This window comes from Acidiferrobacter thiooxydans, assembly GCF_003333315.1.
Classification (GTDB): domain Bacteria; phylum Pseudomonadota; class Gammaproteobacteria; order Acidiferrobacterales; family Acidiferrobacteraceae; genus Acidiferrobacter; species Acidiferrobacter thiooxydans.
This window is the reverse complement of the sequence record NZ_PSYR01000001.1, coordinates 421,762-436,717: the sequence shown is the minus strand read 5'-3', so window position 1 is coordinate 436,717 and position 14,956 is coordinate 421,762. Positions and strand designations below refer to the sequence as shown.

Here is a 14,956-nt window from a genome sequence, read left to right as displayed (position 1 = left end):
GGATTATGACAAACCATTCACAGACACAGGAATCGAAGCGACCCTCCATGGGGACCGTCTGGCGCCCGGTGGCGGCGGCGGTGTTGTTGGCCATGGCGGGGGTCGCCGGGGCGGCCACCAAGACCAAGGTGGTGTCGGGGCCCACGCCCTATCGCGTGAGCAGCGACTGCGCGGTATGTCACGGCATGCACGGGGCGAGCACCGACTATAACATCATCCCGCGGCTGGCCGGCCAGCATAAGGCCTATCTCGTCATGCAGCTGAAGCAGTTCCGCAACGGCCACCGCGCCGACCAGAACGGCAACATCTACATGGCCCCGGTGGCCCAGGGGTTGACCACAGGCCAGATCGACCAGGTGGCGAGCTACTTCGCAGCGCAGCGCCCGCGCATGCAGGCAAGCGGCGTGCATCATGCCGGCGCCAAGGCCGGCAAGGCGATCTTCATGAACGGCGTGACCTCCGAGCAGATCCCGGCATGCATGGAGTGCCATGGGGCCAATGCCCAGGGTGCCAGCACGTTCCCGGATATCGCCGGACAGCGCTACCGCTACATCGTCCAGCAGCTGACGTACTTCCATAATGGGACGCGCAAGAACGAGCTCATGAACCAGATCGCGAAGAACATCACCGTGCCGCAGATGAAGGAGGTGGCCGCGTATCTGTCGTCGTTGTAAGACGATCCGCAGGAAGTAGGACCGGCCCGGCGCCACAAGGGGGCGCCGGGCCGCATGACGGAACCCTTAAGCCCCGGGAAGCCCGATCAAGAGAGGCGGGCGCGGGCCCATGTCAGGACCTCCACGCAATACCCCCCGATGCCCCGGGCCGTGTGTGCCGCCTCGCCATAAGCCCATCCGCCGCGCCCAAATAGGACAAAGACCGCCATCACAAACACCCTCGATGCCCTGGGCGCATGATCTATGTCTGCGACATCGCGGGAATGGATATTCTGAACGATGCAGCCCCGTGCACACCTTATCTCACCACGCACGCGTGATCGATCCGTGGCGGACCACCAGCACCTGGGCGATCTGCCGCGCACCTGGGGCCCGCTGTCCGGGTCGCTCCCTGCCGGTCGGCCGAGGGCCCTGTATCAGGCTACGCGGTGCCTGATGCGACCGACTATCGCATGGTGCAAAGCCGCGGTGACCCGGCCATGGGTGAGCGCGCCAAGGGCCGCCTCGCTTTCGGAAGAACGCACCGCGCTTAGAGAGCAATAAGGCGGCCTGCACAGGATGCGATGGCGAGAGCGCGAGGGCGTCGCGCGGCATACTTTCTACAACCCGGCGTGGTCCCTCTGGTGAACGGCTTCTATCGCCTCGCGGGGGGGGTGGGCCCCCTCTTTTCTTGCCGATAGCCTTGCAGACACAGCACCCGCGTTTTGAAACCGGTATCGATGCCATCGGCGCCTCACGACCTGGTCAGGGGTCAGCTTGACAGTCGGGGCGGGTCTTGTATCCTTGAGCCAAAGGGCGATGGGGTTCGCCGTATAACCGCCTCTGGGCTGATGACTCCTGAATGACCTGCCGAGCGCGGGATGTAAGGGTATCGACGGAGACTTATGGTTCTGAACCCCGTTATCGTACAGTGCGGCCAAGTATTTATCACATTGGCCCTTGCGCCACTGCTGCACGGCTTTATCGCCACCGCCGAGGAACGTATCCAGCGCGGCCGTGGCCCCTCGATCTTCCAGCCCTACCGTGACCTTTGGAAACTTCTCCATAAGGAGCAACTGACCCCCGAATCGGCCTCGGGGATATTCTGGGCGGCGCCCGTCATCGCCTTCACGGTGATGCTGATCGTGCCCCTGCTGATTCCGGTTCTCACCAACTACCCGCTGCCGCTCTCCGATATGGGCGACATCCTGGGCGGCGGCCTCATCCTCACCCTCGGGAATTTCATGATCCTGCTCGCCGGCCTCGACTCTGGGCAGCCGTTCGGGGGGCTTGGCGCAAGCCGCGCGGCCATGCTCGCGATCCTCGCCGAGCCGACCCTGATCCTGGTATTCGTCGGCATCACCTTCCTGGATCACGCCATGCTGCCATTCGTCGCCAATCACCTACTGGCCAAGGACCCGGTGGCGTACTGGGGCCCGGTCCATGTCTTTCTGGTGGCGGCGTTTTTCATCCTGCTTACGGTCGAGACCGACCGCCTGCCCATCCACTCGACCATACCCTACGAGATCTACATGATCGACGAGGCGCGCGTCCTGGAATATTCGGGACCGCTGCTGGCGTTGTTGCGCTGGGCGTCATGGATGAAGCAGTTCATCCTCTACACCATATTCCTGAATGTCTTTCTGTTTCCGTGGGGTCTCGCCACTTCAGGGCATCCGGTCGACCTTTTGATGGCGGTCGCGTGGATTCTCGTCAAGTACGCAACGCTTGGGCTGTTCATGGCGGTCATAGACACCGCCCAGGCGCGATTGCGCTTCTACCGCTACCAAGAGCCGCTCGCCGCCTCGTTTCTGTTCGCGGTGCTCGCGATCGTCGCCTACAAGGTCTGACCCATGCCAACTTTCGCCATAGGACCGCTCGCCGCCTCGCTCTTTACCGTGCTCGCCATCGTGAGCCTGTTTCTGTCCTTCGTCATGCTCGGCTCCCATTGGCTGAAGAACCACATCTATGCCTTCGCGCTCGAATCCTGGACGATTGCCGCCCTGTCCGCGGCGGTCGCCTACTTCGGCCATTATCAGGAGCTTTACATCATCGCCGCCCTGACCGCGCTGTTTCGCGGAAGCCTGCTCCCTTACCTGCTATTGCGTCTTATGACGAGCCTGCACCTGGAGCGTGAATTCACGGCCCTCCTGCGCCCCTCGTCGAGCCTCGTTCTCGGCACCGTGCTCGTGATCGCGGCCTTTCTGGTGGCGCGTCACCTGGGTACGCGCATCACCTCGGACGACCGCATCGTCCTATTGGCCCTGACCTGCATGCTGAGCCTGAAGCTAATCGGCTTTCTCATGATGATCCTGCGTTCGGAGGCCATAAGCCACATCCTCGGGCTGCTCGTCATCGAAAATGGCATATTCCTGGGCTCGCAGATTCTAGTCCCGGGTATGCCGCTCCTGCTCGAGCTCGTGATTTTGTTCGACCTCCTTATCATCGTCCTTACGTTTGGCATCCTCATGCGTTATCTGCAGCGCCATGCCGGGACCACGAGCAGCCGGCATCTGCAAAGGCTGGTGGGTTGATGGCAGGCCTCGTCCTTGGGCTATGGCTTGCCCCCGCGCTTGCCATCGTCCTCATACTTATCTCTCGCCGGCCGCGGCCTGCGGCGTTCCTGAATCTCGCCGCCGCCATCACCACCCTCGGCCTAAGCCTCGCCTTGCTCGCGCGCGGCCCGGCGCACCCGGTGGTCTTCGGCGACCACTTCCTGCTGGCGACCCCCCTGGGTCTGTGGGTAGTGTTATGCGTTACGATCGTCTACACGCTGGCGTCGATATACGCCGTAGGCTATATGCGCCTGCTCACCGAAGAGGCCACGCGTCTGCCGTGGTTCTACGCGCTCTTTGCCGGATTCGCGCTGACCATGGTGGTCGCGCCGTTTATGAATAACCCCGGCATCTACTGGATCGTCATCGACCTCACCACCATCGTGAGCGCCTTCCTGGTCGGCTTCGAACGCGCGGCCGAGAGCGCCGAGGCCGCCTGGAAGTACATCATCATCGTCTCGGCCGGGCTCTCGCTCGCGCTCTTGGGGATCATCCTCTTCTACTGGGCCGGCACCTTTTCGTTCGGTCCGGTCTATGACATGACTTGGCATCGCCTGCGCCTCATGGCCCCGCATGCCCCGCACCCCCTGCTGTTGCTCGCCTTCCTTCTGACGCTCATAGGTTTCGGCACCAAGGTCGGTCTCGCGCCCATGCACACCTGGTTGCCGGATGCCCACAGCGAAGGCCCGGCCCCGGTCTCGGCGCTGCTCTCGGGTGCGTTGCTCAATACCGCCATGCTCGGCGTGGTACGGTTCCTGACGGTAATCGATGCCGGGGGGCTCGGCGCCGCCGGCCACGATGCGCTCTGTGTTCTGGGCGCGCTGTCACTGCTCGTGGCCGCGCTCTTCATAGTCCGACAGACGGGCGCCAAACGCCTCATGGCCTACTCGAGCATCGAGCACATGGGGGTCATAGCACTGGGCTTCGGGTTCGGTGGCGTGCTTGGGATCGCCGGCGCCATGTACCAGATGCTAAACCACGCCCTCAACAAATCGCTCATGTTCTTTGGCGCCGGCAACATGATGCGCGCCTACCAAAGCAAGGATATGAGGGTCATGCGTCGGATCCTGCAGTTCTATCCCGTGACCGGCACGATCTGGCTGCTGGGGGCCATTGCCATCACCGGCGCCCCGCCGTTCGGACCCTTTCAGGGGGAGATGGCGATCCTGCGCGCCGGCATGGAGGGCCCGAACACCTGGGCGGTGGCGCTGATGGCGTTGCTTCTGATCGTGATCTTCATAGGCTTTCTGGCGCACTTCCGGCGCATGGTGGCCGGTCCCGCGCCGGCCCAGGGGCATGAACCACGGCTCGCCTTGGGCGTCTGGATGACAGCGCCCCTGTGGCTTGCCCTGATACCCTTGACGATTCTCGGGCTTTGGTGGCCTCCGCTCTTGTGGCGGTTCTTCGCGCACGCCGCGCAGGTGATACGATGAACGGCTGCGAGGAACGTACGCTGTCGGCCGAGGGGCTGCTGCCGGCGGCGCAGACCGCGCAAGGCGATGGGCATCGCTTCGAGATGGCCTATGCGCGACCGACGCCGCACGGCCCGGAGGTCCTTTATCTCATCAACCGCGGACGCGGGCGCCCGTTCCTCCTGCTACGCATCCCCGGCGCCCGCACCGTGCCCTCGCTCGCCCCGATGGTGCCGCTACTGGGTTGGTATGAGCGGGAGATGCGCGAGTTGTCGGGGATCGAGGTCACAGGACACCCGGAACCCTACCCGCTACTGATCCATGAAGGCCGCCACCTATCCATCCCACCGCTTGGTGCAGACGCCGGGGAACCGACATGGTCCGGCGAGACGGCGACACCCACCATGCCCGAGATCGAGGCCGACCAGGTGCAGGACCTGGTATGGGGCCCGGTTCGCGGGGACGTCGTGGAGACCGGCGAGTTTCATTTCTCGTATATCGGCGAGGCCATCATCCACTACCATGCGCGACTCGGCTATAAGCATCGAGGCGTGGAACGCCGATTCCAGGGACTGCCGGCGGCCGCCGGCGTTTACCTTGCCGAGCGCGTATCGGGCGTGGGCAGCGTCTGTCATGCGCTCGCCTATTGTCAGGCGGTCGAGGCGGCGCTTGGCATCGACGTGCCGCCACGGGCCCAGCTCTTGCGCACCCTACTGGCCGAGATCGAGCGACTCTACAACCACTTTCATTATTTCGCACTGCTCGCAAAGACCACGACCCTCAAAGTGGCGTCCGCCGAGGGCGAGCTGCTCGAAGAACGCATCAAACAAATCGCCGGGCGGCTTACGGGCTCGCGTTTCCTGCGCCATCTACTGTGCGTGGGCGGGGTCCGCCATGACATCGATACCCAAGGCCTCGACTCCCTGCTCACTGAACTTGGCCATGAGGCTCGCGCCTATCTCGACCGCCTGAACCGCACCGCCAGTTACCTCGACCGCCTGATCGGGACCGGGGTCCTGGGGTCGGCTGCCGCCTTTGACCAGGGCGCTACCGGTCCGGTGGCGCGGGCGTCGGGGCTCGACCGTGATATGCGCCGCGATCATCCCTATGCCGCCTACGAGCTTCTGCGCTTTCTGGTACCGGTGCGCGAAACGGGCGACGCCAAGGCGCGCGCGGACGTGCGCGGCGAAGCGCTACGCGAGGCCCTGGCCCTGGCCGCCCAGGCCTCGGCACGCCTGGCGCCTGGGGCGATACGCGCACAGATCCCACCGCAGGCATCGGGCGAGGGCCTGGGCTGGTGCGAGACCCCGCGCGGCTCGCTCTTCTATGCAGTCCACATAGAGGAGGGCCGATTGGCGCGCGTCAAGATCAAGTCTCCGTCTTTCTCGAACTGGCGGGTCTTTCCGTTTACGGTGCATGGCAGCAACATGATGGACTACGCCATCAACGAGGCGAGCTTCGGGCTCACCATCGCCGGCGCGGATCGCTGAAGGGGGTCGTATGCCATTATGGACATGGACGGGACTTAAGGCTGGGACGGCAACCGCGCGGTGGCCGGGGCGCGGACCGGACGGCCAGGCCGGGGTGTACGGGATGCCGCGACTGGATCCCAGCCATTGCAAGCCCGACTGCCAGTCGTGCGTCGCGTGCTGTCCCACTGCGGCGCTATCCGGCCAGGGATCGGATGTCGCCCTGGATTACGGCCGCTGCATCGCCTGTCAGGCGTGCGTCGAGGCGTGCCCCGAGGGGACTCTGGAGGCCTCGTTCGACTGGGCGTTTGCGGTGCGCGATCGCGACGATCTCGTCTGGCGTGGCCGGGAGTCGCCATCGGCCGCGCCGCGTCCGGCGCCGGCGACCGGGGCGTTTGCCAAGAGCCTGCATATTCGCCATGTCGACGCCGGCTCGTGCAATGGCTGCGAATCGGAGATCGCGGCACTCAATAACCCCTTCTACAATCTTCACAGGCTGGGGATCTTCTTTACGCCCTCGCCGCGATTCGCCGACGTCCTGCTGGTCACGGGTCCGGTCATCGAGGCCATGCGCGCGCCGCTCCAGGCGGCCTACGAGGCCATGCCCGAGCCGCGTTTCGTGATCGCCACCGGCACGTGCGCGGTATCGGGGGCGCCGTTCGAGGGTGGCTATGGCGGCGGCCACGGCCTGTCGCCCCTGATCCCCGTGGATGTGTGGCTGCCGGGCTGCCCACCGAATCCGGCGGCGCTCATCCATGCGCTGCTCATCTTGCAGGACCGCATGCCGGTGCGCGTGCACGGAGGCCGCTATGAGCCTTGATCTATTTTGCGTCGCGGCACTTTTTTGGGGCCTTGCCCTGCTCTTTGCCGCCTCCTGCCGGTCACAGTCCGCATCCCACGGGGCGCTTGCGCTCGGCATCGTCGCGGCCCTCGGCGGATGCCTGGCCGGTGCCTTCAGCGCTCATTCCACAACGGCCTCGCTGTTTACCTCCGGCGCCATCTTCGTGCGCTTTCGCATCGATCCGGCCGCCGCCTGGCTGCTGGGTTGGGGCCTCGTGGCGGCCCTAGCCGCGGTTTGCGCCGGGACGCCCGCCCACCGCCCGCGCCTGTGGACGAGCGGCGCCGCCCTGTCTTTGCTGGGCGCGCTCGGGGTCGCGGGCCTGCAAGACGGGGTGTCCTTTCTGATCGCCTGGGAGCTCATGAGCCTGGGCGGCGCCGCCCTGCTGCTCGGCGACCGCCAAGGTCCCGTGCCACAGAACGGACGCGCGGCGTTGTTTATGCTGGCGTTGCTCGAGGTGGGGTCGGTGGCCCTGTTGGCGGCGATCCTGATTCTGGGCGCCCGCCATCCGGCATTCGCGTCGTGGCCTGTCACGCTCCGGCAGGCCCCCGATGGCCTGATCTTCGTGACCGGGGTGCTGCTGATCGTAGGCTTTGGCGCCAAGCTGGGCCTGCTGCCGTTTTACGAATGGTATCCGGCCGCCTACGGATCGGCGAGCGGCGCCACCGGGACACTGTTGTCCGGGGTGATACTGAACGCCGCGTGGTTTGGTCTCGCGCGCGGGGTCTTTCAGTGGTTGCCACGGTTTCCCGGGCTGACCGCCTTCGGCGCGCTGCTGGTGGTCATCGGGACATTGACTGCCGTGCTCGCGATCCTCTATGCCTTCCAGCAGGAGGACTGGCGACGCCTGCTGGCGTTCTCGTCTGCCGAAAATGCCGCCGTGGCCGTGGTCGCCCTGGGGGCTGCCGTACTGTTTCGCCGGGATCACCTGCCGCTCCTCGAGGGATTCGCCTTCACGGTCGGACTTTTGCATCTCGGGGGCCATAGCCTGGCCAAAGGCACGCTCATGCTGTCGGCCGACCACGTCCGCGAGACGCGTGGTCATTATCACATCGCCCAAAGTCGTGTGCTCGCCCAGAGTCCATGGACCCTGGGCGTTGGCGCCTTGTGCGCAGTGATGAGTCTTGCCGCCCTGCCCCCGCAGGCCGGCTTTGTCAGCGAGTGGTACCTGTTTCAGACGGTCTTCCAGGACTTTCGCCTCCACGGCGCCTTGGCACAGATCGCGCTGGCGTTCGCCGGTGCCGGGCTTGCGCTCACCGCCGCCATTGCGCTTGCCACCATGGCCAAGCTGTTTGGCGTCGGCCTGCTCGGCAAGAATGGGGTATCCGGCCCGGTGGGGACGGCACGCCGCAGAGGCACGATCCTGGTCCTGGGGCTTGCGGTCCTCGGGTACGCGGTCGGCATGCCGTGGTGGATCCAGGGACTTATACATAGCCGGCTTGCGCACAGCGGGCAGGCCGCGGCCCGGCTCGTCCATGGCCTCATGCTCGTGCCCCTGGACCCCCATTTCGCGTTCATTTCCCCGACCCTACTCGTCATCGTGGGGCCGCTCCTGGCACTGATACCGCTCGCCCTCCTGGCCTTCGGCATGAGGTCCGGGCGGCGCGTCGCACCGATCTGGGCACACGGGCTGCGTACCCTCCCGCAAGCCAGCGCCACCACCGCGCTCGCGTTCTCCAATGCGCTGCGCGAATTGTATAGCTTCGTATACCGGCCACGGACCATAGCCGAGCGGCGCATCGAGAAGCGGCCGTATTTCATCAAGGCGGTGCGTTTCGAGTACGGCCAGACCGCCTTGTTCGGCCCCACCCTCTTTACGCCCGCCACCCGCCTCGTACGCGCCCTGGCACAACGCGCAAGCATCCTGCAGCGCGGATCCATGAATGCCTACCTGGCGTATATCGGGATCCTGCTGCTCTTGGTACTCGGCTCGGTCTTCTGGAGATAGGGCGCGGCGGCCGGCCGCCGAGGACAGGACCGTGATCGATGATGCGCGCGCGCATCGCGTGGCCTATCATGGACCCCCACAATGGCGTATGGAGGGCGGAGAACCCATGAAAACCATATCGATGGTGCGCATCTACATCAAGGAAGGCGACAAGCTCGAGGGGCACAGCCTGATGCAGGAGATCTTTTCGCTTTTGCACGACGAACACCGCGTGCATGGGGTGACGGTATTCCGCGGCATCGCGGGCTTCGGGGCCAAGGGGACGGTGCATTCCGCGGACCTTTTACGCATGACCGTGCACCTGCCACTGGTCCTGGAGTTTTTCGATGAGCCCGCGACCATCGACGCGGTCATGCCACTTTTGCAGAAGATGGTGCCTCCGGGGCATATCGTACGCTGGCAGGCGATGTGTGACTGCGCGGAGTAGCGGCTTTAGGGTGGGTGAGTCGCACCGTGAGCGCCGTGAACCACCCGCCGCCCCTCCTTGTTCAGTCGGTGGGGGGAGACGTGCCCGTCGCCAAGGCCTTTTCGATGGCCGCGCCGAGCGCCTCGCCCAAGATGGCCCCGAGCGTGGCCCCGATCAGCGGGAGAATCCCGGCGTAAAATGTGCCGGGCATGGCGCCGACCACACCGGACAAGGCGCCGACCCCCCTGCGCTCGGTCTTGGGTGTGCCGATCACCTTGCCGTAGCGCCGCACCGCCTCTTCACCTTTCGCGGCCAAATTCAAGAGACTCGCGGCACTAACCCCCAGGCGATCGGCCGCCGCGCGCAGTTGCTCCACCGTAAGCGATGTCTCGCCCTTCTCCACCCGCGACCAGGTCGAGCCCGCGAGCCCCAGCTGCTCGGCAAACTGCGCCTGCGTGAGCTTGCGCCGGCGCCGGAGCTCCGCCAAGACATATCCGAGGACGGCACGTGAAGTCGCCACCAGCGTAGGTTGCTGTTCCGATCCCTTTTCCTCACTCATGGTTTGCTCCGCTAACTTCCTGCCTTGCGCAATATGGCGTCGTCTCCATCTTATCTCTAATGGCTCACTATGCATAGAGAACGAACTTGCGTATCGTGCAACTTTGCTGTAGGGTCCGATTCATAGTACGCACCACGAGGTTGGCGCACCATGAAAACACCCAAATGCCCCCGCTGTGGGACCGATGATCACGTGATGGAAGACACAACCGGGCGCGACCGCGGACGGCGCGCAGGCGCCGTCGTGGGCGGGCTGGCTGGTACGGTCGGCGTGGCCACCGGGGCCGTTGATGGCGCGGCGCTCGGGGCCACGGTAGGCTCCGTCATCCCCGTGCTCGGCACCGCCATTGGCGGCGTAGTTGGCGCCGTCGCGGGTGGTCTCGCCGGCCTCACCGCCGGCGCCAAGGTCGGCGAGACCATTGGAGGGCTTTTCGACTCCGGTCATAAGTGTCACAAGTGCGGCTGGCATAGCTGACCGGCCCGTCGCGGAAAGGCGCCCCCGTCGGCCGCCTTTACCCCAATAAAATGCACGAGGAATACATGATGGATGCCAGCAATATCGAGAATTATCCAGGTCTGCAGAACATCGTGACCGCCGTCCTGGATGACATGGATGTGAGCTATCAGGCGTTGGACACAGAATATATCGTCCTGCGCCTGTCTGCCGGCAGCGGCATCCTGTCCTGTCAGATCCACACTGAAGATGAAGAGGGCTGGCGATGCCTGACCATCACCGTCGCGGCACCGAGCTATGTACCCAAAACGCGGTTCGGAGAAGTGTCGGAATGGATCGTCCGCCGCAACTACACGCTAAGGGTCGGCGCCTATTACCTCGATCATGGCGACGGTGAGGTCCAATACCGTATCAGTGCCCTGCTTGGAGACTCGCTCGCGACCCCAGAAATCGTCCAGGCCAACCTCATAACCGCACTGGAAATGATGGATCGCGCCGTTCCCGAGGTCATGGCGATCGCCTTCGGCGACCAGCCCCCCTTACAGGTGATCACCGAGGCCGACAAGATCGACGCAGATAGTGACACGGCGGCCGACGGTCCTTTGCAGTGATGCTCTCACCCCGCTAAAGCGGGTAAGCTTCTTGCCGACTGACACAGTTCTGGCGCTGGCTCCAGGGGGCCCGCACAACATCCTGCGGCGCTTGATGCCGTGTTTCGGCAAGACAATGCCGGACGGACGGATCCGACCGGTGGCCCGCGCTCGGGCGACTACACCGCCAAGACCGCAAAGGTCCTGGGCGGTGATACGTGGTGCGCTTCAGAAACGGCACCACCTGACCAAACGCCAGCGGGTGCATGTTGACCCCGCAGATGGCGGGTCCGCAAACCGCCCGTTCGATGCCCGGCTAGGACCGATAGGTGACGGGTGACCCTGACGCTCGCCCTCTAGACCCATACCTAGCCGCGCCCAGTTTGCCAAGCCTGTTATTTTATGTGAGAAGGGGCTCGATATTGACTGGACCCTCCTCATGGGGCTAGCGTGAGCGAGCCTTGTAGGGGATTAAAGAGGCAAAAAGCCCGCGATTACCATTATAAGCCGATGAGGGGAGACAAATCATGTGCGCCTATCCGTTACGGTCGTGTAAAGCTTTATTAGTCGGCATTGTCATGGTTTTTCTAACGTTACCACAGGCATGGGCGCTACGTTACGGCCCCGCATCCTACAATAATTACCCGGCCTTTTATAATAGCCATCCTTTGCCGACACCCACATTCTTCCGAGGGAAGGTATTGAAGGCCGTGATAGAAGTCGATAGTGCCGCGCCCGCCCGGTGGAATTATGCCGTTGCGGTCCTGAGCAATATCGAGAAGGCATTCGGCAAGAATCCCCGGCGTTATCGCCTGGAGCTCGTCGCTTTCGGGCCCGGGATACGCATGCTGTCGATTTGGAGTGACGCCCATAACCGGATGGCGCTCACGCAGCTCGCCGCCCATGGCCTGAAGATTCGTGCGTGCCACAACGCCATGCTCGCCAATCACCTGACGCGCAAGGACATCTTTGCGTTCGCGCGCGTAGTGCCGGCTGGCGTCCTTGAGATCGCCCGCAAGGAGATGCAGGGTTATGTGGCCTTGAAACCATAATGCGGCACTGAGGCCAGAAGGGGTAGGGTATGTGCCCTTCCCTTTGGCAAGGGCAACGAGGCGCATGACCGGGGCCTCGTCATGCCCAACGCGCTTACCTTCACGACCTTGGGGTAGCGCTCGGGATCCCGAGCCAGAGCCTCTGGGCGCGGTGCGCAGTCCCGGAAGGGGCACTATCAGGAGAAGATCGAGCGCCTGCAGGTCACGGCGATCGAGGAGAAAGAAAAGCTCGAAGGGGCGCATTGCGCTCAAAGAAACGGCTGGGCGTGCCCGTCGTCACGATCGCGGATCGGGGATCGGATTTCTTCGAATTCCTGACGCGCGCCAATGAACTGCGCGCCCCGTATCTGATCCGGGCGCGCACGAACAGTGCCGGCCGCATGGCGGTCGCCCGCTCGTGCCGGAAGACCGCGCGGGCTGCGCGCGGGCGCTCGAAGCGTTGAGCGACGCCCCGGCGCTCGGCACCCTGGCGGTAGAGGTTCCCGGAAATGGCCGACGTCAGGCGAGGGCGTCGGCATCGCTGGGGCCCGGTGACGGTCACCATGATCGGGGTGACCAAGCGCGGCGCACCGCGGGCACCGAGGCGATCAGCTGAGTGCTTGGAACCGGCCCGTCAAGGGCTTTGCGAGCGCCGCCGAGAAGGCCGCGTGGTATGGCAAGTGCTGGGGCATCCCACGGGCCGCGAACCGACAAGCGCGACGGAAGAGGTTTGCCATCAAGAAACAGGTGCGCTTGAGTTCAATGGCCAACGCAGCGGCCGAGCCTCCGTATGCTATGAGAATAGTGCCAGTGCGTAGCCTGCCGTTCGCAGCTACCCAAAAGCGGTTCGACCAGGGCTGGGTCCGGTGCGGCCGCGAGCGGTATGTGGTCCGCCCCCGCAAACAGTCCCGATGTAGGGTCTACTGCTACCCATCCGGCGCCCGGCAAGACGACATCGGCCCACGCATGAAGGGCTGCCGTGTCGGCGCCCAACGCTTTATCCCCCACCTTGGCGGCGAGTTCTATCAGGTATCCGGAGACAAAGCGGGTCGCAAATCCCAAGCGCCGCGCGGCTTGGACGAACAGCCAAGCGCTGTCGCGACACGACCCGGTGCCTTTGCCGAGCGTGGTCTCAACGTCCTGTATGCCCGGGTCAAGCCGACAGGTGTAGCGAACCGTGGCGGCGATTTGCTGCGCGGCGTACGCCAGAAACGCAACCGTTGACGCAGGACCCTCGCGCAGCTTCTCCACGAAGGCATGAAAAAGCGGGCCATCTTCTGTTGCTTGTAAGTAAGGCGCAAGGGGTGAGACTAGGTTCTCGGCGTAGAGTGGCGGCCATTGGACGGCCGTCCCTTCCAGCAAGAAATCCAGGGGGTTTGTCTCTTGCCAACAGAATGTCGCCGTCATCGTAACATCGAGGGCACTTGTACGCGCCGCAAATACGGCGCGCGCCACTCGGTTGCCGAAGAGATCTGACTGCCAGTGCAACGTTTGGGGTAGGGGTGAAATATGAAGCGAATAGTCCTTGAGACAAAAGCGTGACGGAAATGACGGGCTTAACCTGAAGATGTGCGGACCTAGAAAAACGGGGCTTTGGTAGTCGTAGTGGACGTTATGGGTAAGGGCCAGAAGATCCATGGGATTTCAAGAGTTGGGCGGGAACGGGTAGACATGGCTTACCGCCTGGGTATCGGCTGCGGTTTCCCAGGAAAATTTGGGAAGGGTTTCGAGGGCCTGAATGAGGCCTTCGCTCCAGCACTGGCCGATCGCTTGCAAAAAGGCATCGTCCTCCCCTAAGTGCAAAAAACGACCCTCATCGAAAACATTCCGCCGGTAGATAAGTAAGTCGATGGGAGGACCCACTGTGGCGTTGCTGCGCATGGTCGAGTTCATGGAAACAAGGGCGCAGCGCGCGGCCCGCTCGAGATCCAGTTCCGGGCTCACGACACGATCCAGTATGGGTTTCCCATACTTGATTTCGCCAATCTGCAAAAACGGGTGCTCGCGGGACTCGTGAATATAGTTACCCTGGGGGTACACCATGAAGATCTCGGGTTTCTGGCCGGCGATCTGGCCCCCGAAGATAAAGGTGGCCTCGAAGTTGGTGTGCGCGGCATCGCGTTCGGCCTGCTGGCGCTGAACCAGGGCATTGACCACGCCCACGTAGTCTACCGCCTCTTGCACGGTCGATACCGTGCGCAGACTGGGTCCGGATTGCGTCATGTCGGTGCGCAGTTTCTTGACCACTGCCTGGGTCGTGGCGAGGTTACCGGCCGAGAGCAGCGTGAAGTGCCGCGACCCCTCCACGGAGAACCGGTGCATTTTAGAGTAGGCGCTCACGTTATCTATCCCGGCATTGGTCCGGGAATCGGAACAAAAAACGAGCCCTTCCTTTAGGCGCATAGCCAAGCAATACGTCATGGATACCCGGGCCTCCTTGTGCACCTACCTCGGTCCTGTATCAGCTTGACCCAGCGACACGATGTGAACCGCATCTTGTGCAAGAGTCATGCCTCAGGCCGCGCCTCACGACGCCTCTTGTTAGCGCCGCTATTCTCGAATGCCGAGCCAGTCGAGAATGGAACACGGAAAGATACCCCCTGTAAAGAGGCCTGCGTGCATCCGGCCCCTAAGGGCCCCCGGAATCTTTGCCCCATTATGGGCATATTCCTCATTATGGGGCGCGCCAATCCCCGGCATGCCCCCATCGCCGTGATATCTGGCGGCAGGCTTCATGAGATCCATCTGGCCTAGCGGTCGTTTTGGTCCATATCCGCACATCTCGCATCGTGAACGCAAGCCCCAGGCGCGGCCTCTTGACACGAAACTGCCGAGGAGGGCTCTCGCATGCCGGGGGAAAACCCCTTCCGGATTGTCTTGTCGGCAGAAGAGGAGGTGAATTGTATGGGAGATCCGTAACATAGACGCCGCGGTGTTTCGCGGTCGCAGACACCCAGATGATTCTGATCGCGGCCAGCGAGGCTGGCCGCGATGCGGATAGCGAACGGTTGAGAATCCGGCCCGAAGTGGTCGGTCACGGCC

At 63.6% G+C, this 14,956-nt stretch carries 15 protein-coding genes and 1 riboswitch; of the genes, 12 read left to right on the top strand and 3 right to left on the bottom strand.

The window, feature by feature from the left end; all coding sequences use genetic code 11:
• The first annotated feature begins 5 nt into the window (after nucleotides 1-5).
• The 8 genes from C4900_RS02190 to C4900_RS02155 all read left to right on the top strand — a co-directional run bounded on the left by C4900_RS02190 (nucleotide 6) and on the right by C4900_RS02155 (nucleotide 9,302).
• The gene (locus C4900_RS02190) at nucleotides 6-674 is read left to right on the top strand and encodes a c-type cytochrome (RefSeq protein WP_211306723.1); all 669 of its coding nucleotides are present in this window, start codon (nucleotides 6-8) and stop codon (nucleotides 672-674) included.
• Nucleotides 675-1,459: 785 nt separating this feature from the next.
• A riboswitch (Fluoride riboswitch) is annotated at nucleotides 1,460-1,521 on the top strand.
• Nucleotides 1,522-1,558: 37 nt separating this feature from the next.
• On the top strand, nucleotides 1,559-2,503 hold the full coding sequence (locus tag C4900_RS02185) for a respiratory chain complex I subunit 1 family protein (protein WP_114282239.1): 945 nt from the start codon (nucleotides 1,559-1,561) through the stop codon (nucleotides 2,501-2,503).
• Nucleotides 2,504-2,506: 3 nt separating this feature from the next.
• Nucleotides 2,507-3,187 (top strand): hydrogenase, encoded by a 681-nt coding sequence (locus C4900_RS02180; RefSeq protein ID WP_065969231.1) that lies wholly within the window; start codon nucleotides 2,507-2,509, stop codon nucleotides 3,185-3,187.
• Nucleotides 3,187-4,641 carry a proton-conducting transporter transmembrane domain-containing protein gene (locus tag C4900_RS02175; protein WP_065969232.1) on the top strand — a complete coding sequence of 485 codons (1,455 nt, stop codon included), beginning with the start codon at nucleotides 3,187-3,189 and terminating at the stop codon, nucleotides 4,639-4,641. The genes C4900_RS02180 and C4900_RS02175 overlap by 1 nt, the downstream gene beginning before the upstream one ends.
• Complete coding sequence (locus tag C4900_RS02170) at nucleotides 4,638-6,110, top strand: hydrogenase large subunit (protein ID WP_170132383.1); 1,473 nt, start codon at nucleotides 4,638-4,640, stop codon at nucleotides 6,108-6,110. Before C4900_RS02175 ends, C4900_RS02170 begins: the two co-directional genes overlap by 4 nt.
• A 10-nt stretch (nucleotides 6,111-6,120) precedes the next feature.
• A complete protein-coding gene (locus C4900_RS02165) occupies nucleotides 6,121-6,909 on the top strand; it encodes an NADH-quinone oxidoreductase subunit B family protein (protein ID WP_065969234.1) in 789 nt (262 codons plus the stop codon).
• On the top strand, nucleotides 6,899-8,875 hold the full coding sequence (locus tag C4900_RS02160; RefSeq protein ID WP_065969235.1) for a proton-conducting transporter transmembrane domain-containing protein: 1,977 nt from the start codon (nucleotides 6,899-6,901) through the stop codon (nucleotides 8,873-8,875). Before C4900_RS02165 ends, C4900_RS02160 begins: the two co-directional genes overlap by 11 nt.
• Before the next feature lie 106 nt (nucleotides 8,876-8,981).
• Complete coding sequence (locus C4900_RS02155) at nucleotides 8,982-9,302, top strand: DUF190 domain-containing protein (RefSeq protein WP_065969256.1); 321 nt, start codon at nucleotides 8,982-8,984, stop codon at nucleotides 9,300-9,302.
• Nucleotides 9,303-9,363: 61 nt separating this feature from the next.
• Here C4900_RS02155 and C4900_RS02150 read toward each other — a convergent pair whose 3' ends face one another.
• Nucleotides 9,364-9,840 carry a helix-turn-helix domain-containing protein gene (locus C4900_RS02150; RefSeq protein WP_065969236.1) on the bottom strand — a complete coding sequence of 159 codons (477 nt, stop codon included), beginning with the start codon at nucleotides 9,838-9,840 and terminating at the stop codon, nucleotides 9,364-9,366.
• A 195-nt stretch (nucleotides 9,841-10,035) separates the two neighbouring features.
• Here C4900_RS02150 and C4900_RS02145 point away from each other — a divergent pair, with 195 nt between their 5' ends.
• From C4900_RS02145 to C4900_RS02130, 4 genes are all read left to right on the top strand, one after another.
• Nucleotides 10,036-10,314, top strand: a complete 279-nt coding sequence (locus tag C4900_RS02145; RefSeq protein ID WP_083995675.1) for a hypothetical protein — start codon at nucleotides 10,036-10,038, stop codon at nucleotides 10,312-10,314.
• A 65-nt stretch (nucleotides 10,315-10,379) separates the two neighbouring features.
• Nucleotides 10,380-10,904, top strand: coding sequence for a YbjN domain-containing protein (locus C4900_RS02140; RefSeq protein WP_170132382.1), 525 nt, complete (start codon nucleotides 10,380-10,382; stop codon nucleotides 10,902-10,904).
• Between the two features lie 680 nt (nucleotides 10,905-11,584).
• On the top strand, nucleotides 11,585-11,935 hold the full coding sequence (locus tag C4900_RS02135; protein WP_170132381.1) for a DsrE family protein: 351 nt from the start codon (nucleotides 11,585-11,587) through the stop codon (nucleotides 11,933-11,935).
• A gap of 242 nt (nucleotides 11,936-12,177) precedes the next feature.
• The gene (locus C4900_RS02130) at nucleotides 12,178-12,378 is read left to right on the top strand and encodes a hypothetical protein (RefSeq protein ID WP_065969240.1); all 201 of its coding nucleotides are present in this window, start codon (nucleotides 12,178-12,180) and stop codon (nucleotides 12,376-12,378) included.
• Nucleotides 12,379-12,673: 295 nt separating this feature from the next.
• On the opposite strand, the gene C4900_RS02125 is transcribed toward C4900_RS02130, so the two are convergent.
• Nucleotides 12,674-13,552 (bottom strand): transglutaminase family protein, encoded by an 879-nt coding sequence (locus C4900_RS02125; RefSeq protein ID WP_114282237.1) that lies wholly within the window; start codon nucleotides 13,550-13,552, stop codon nucleotides 12,674-12,676.
• A 6-nt stretch (nucleotides 13,553-13,558) separates the two neighbouring features.
• A complete protein-coding gene (locus tag C4900_RS02120) occupies nucleotides 13,559-14,335 on the bottom strand; it encodes a peptidase (RefSeq protein WP_065969242.1) in 777 nt (258 codons plus the stop codon).
• Nucleotides 14,336-14,956: the final 621 nt, after the last annotated feature.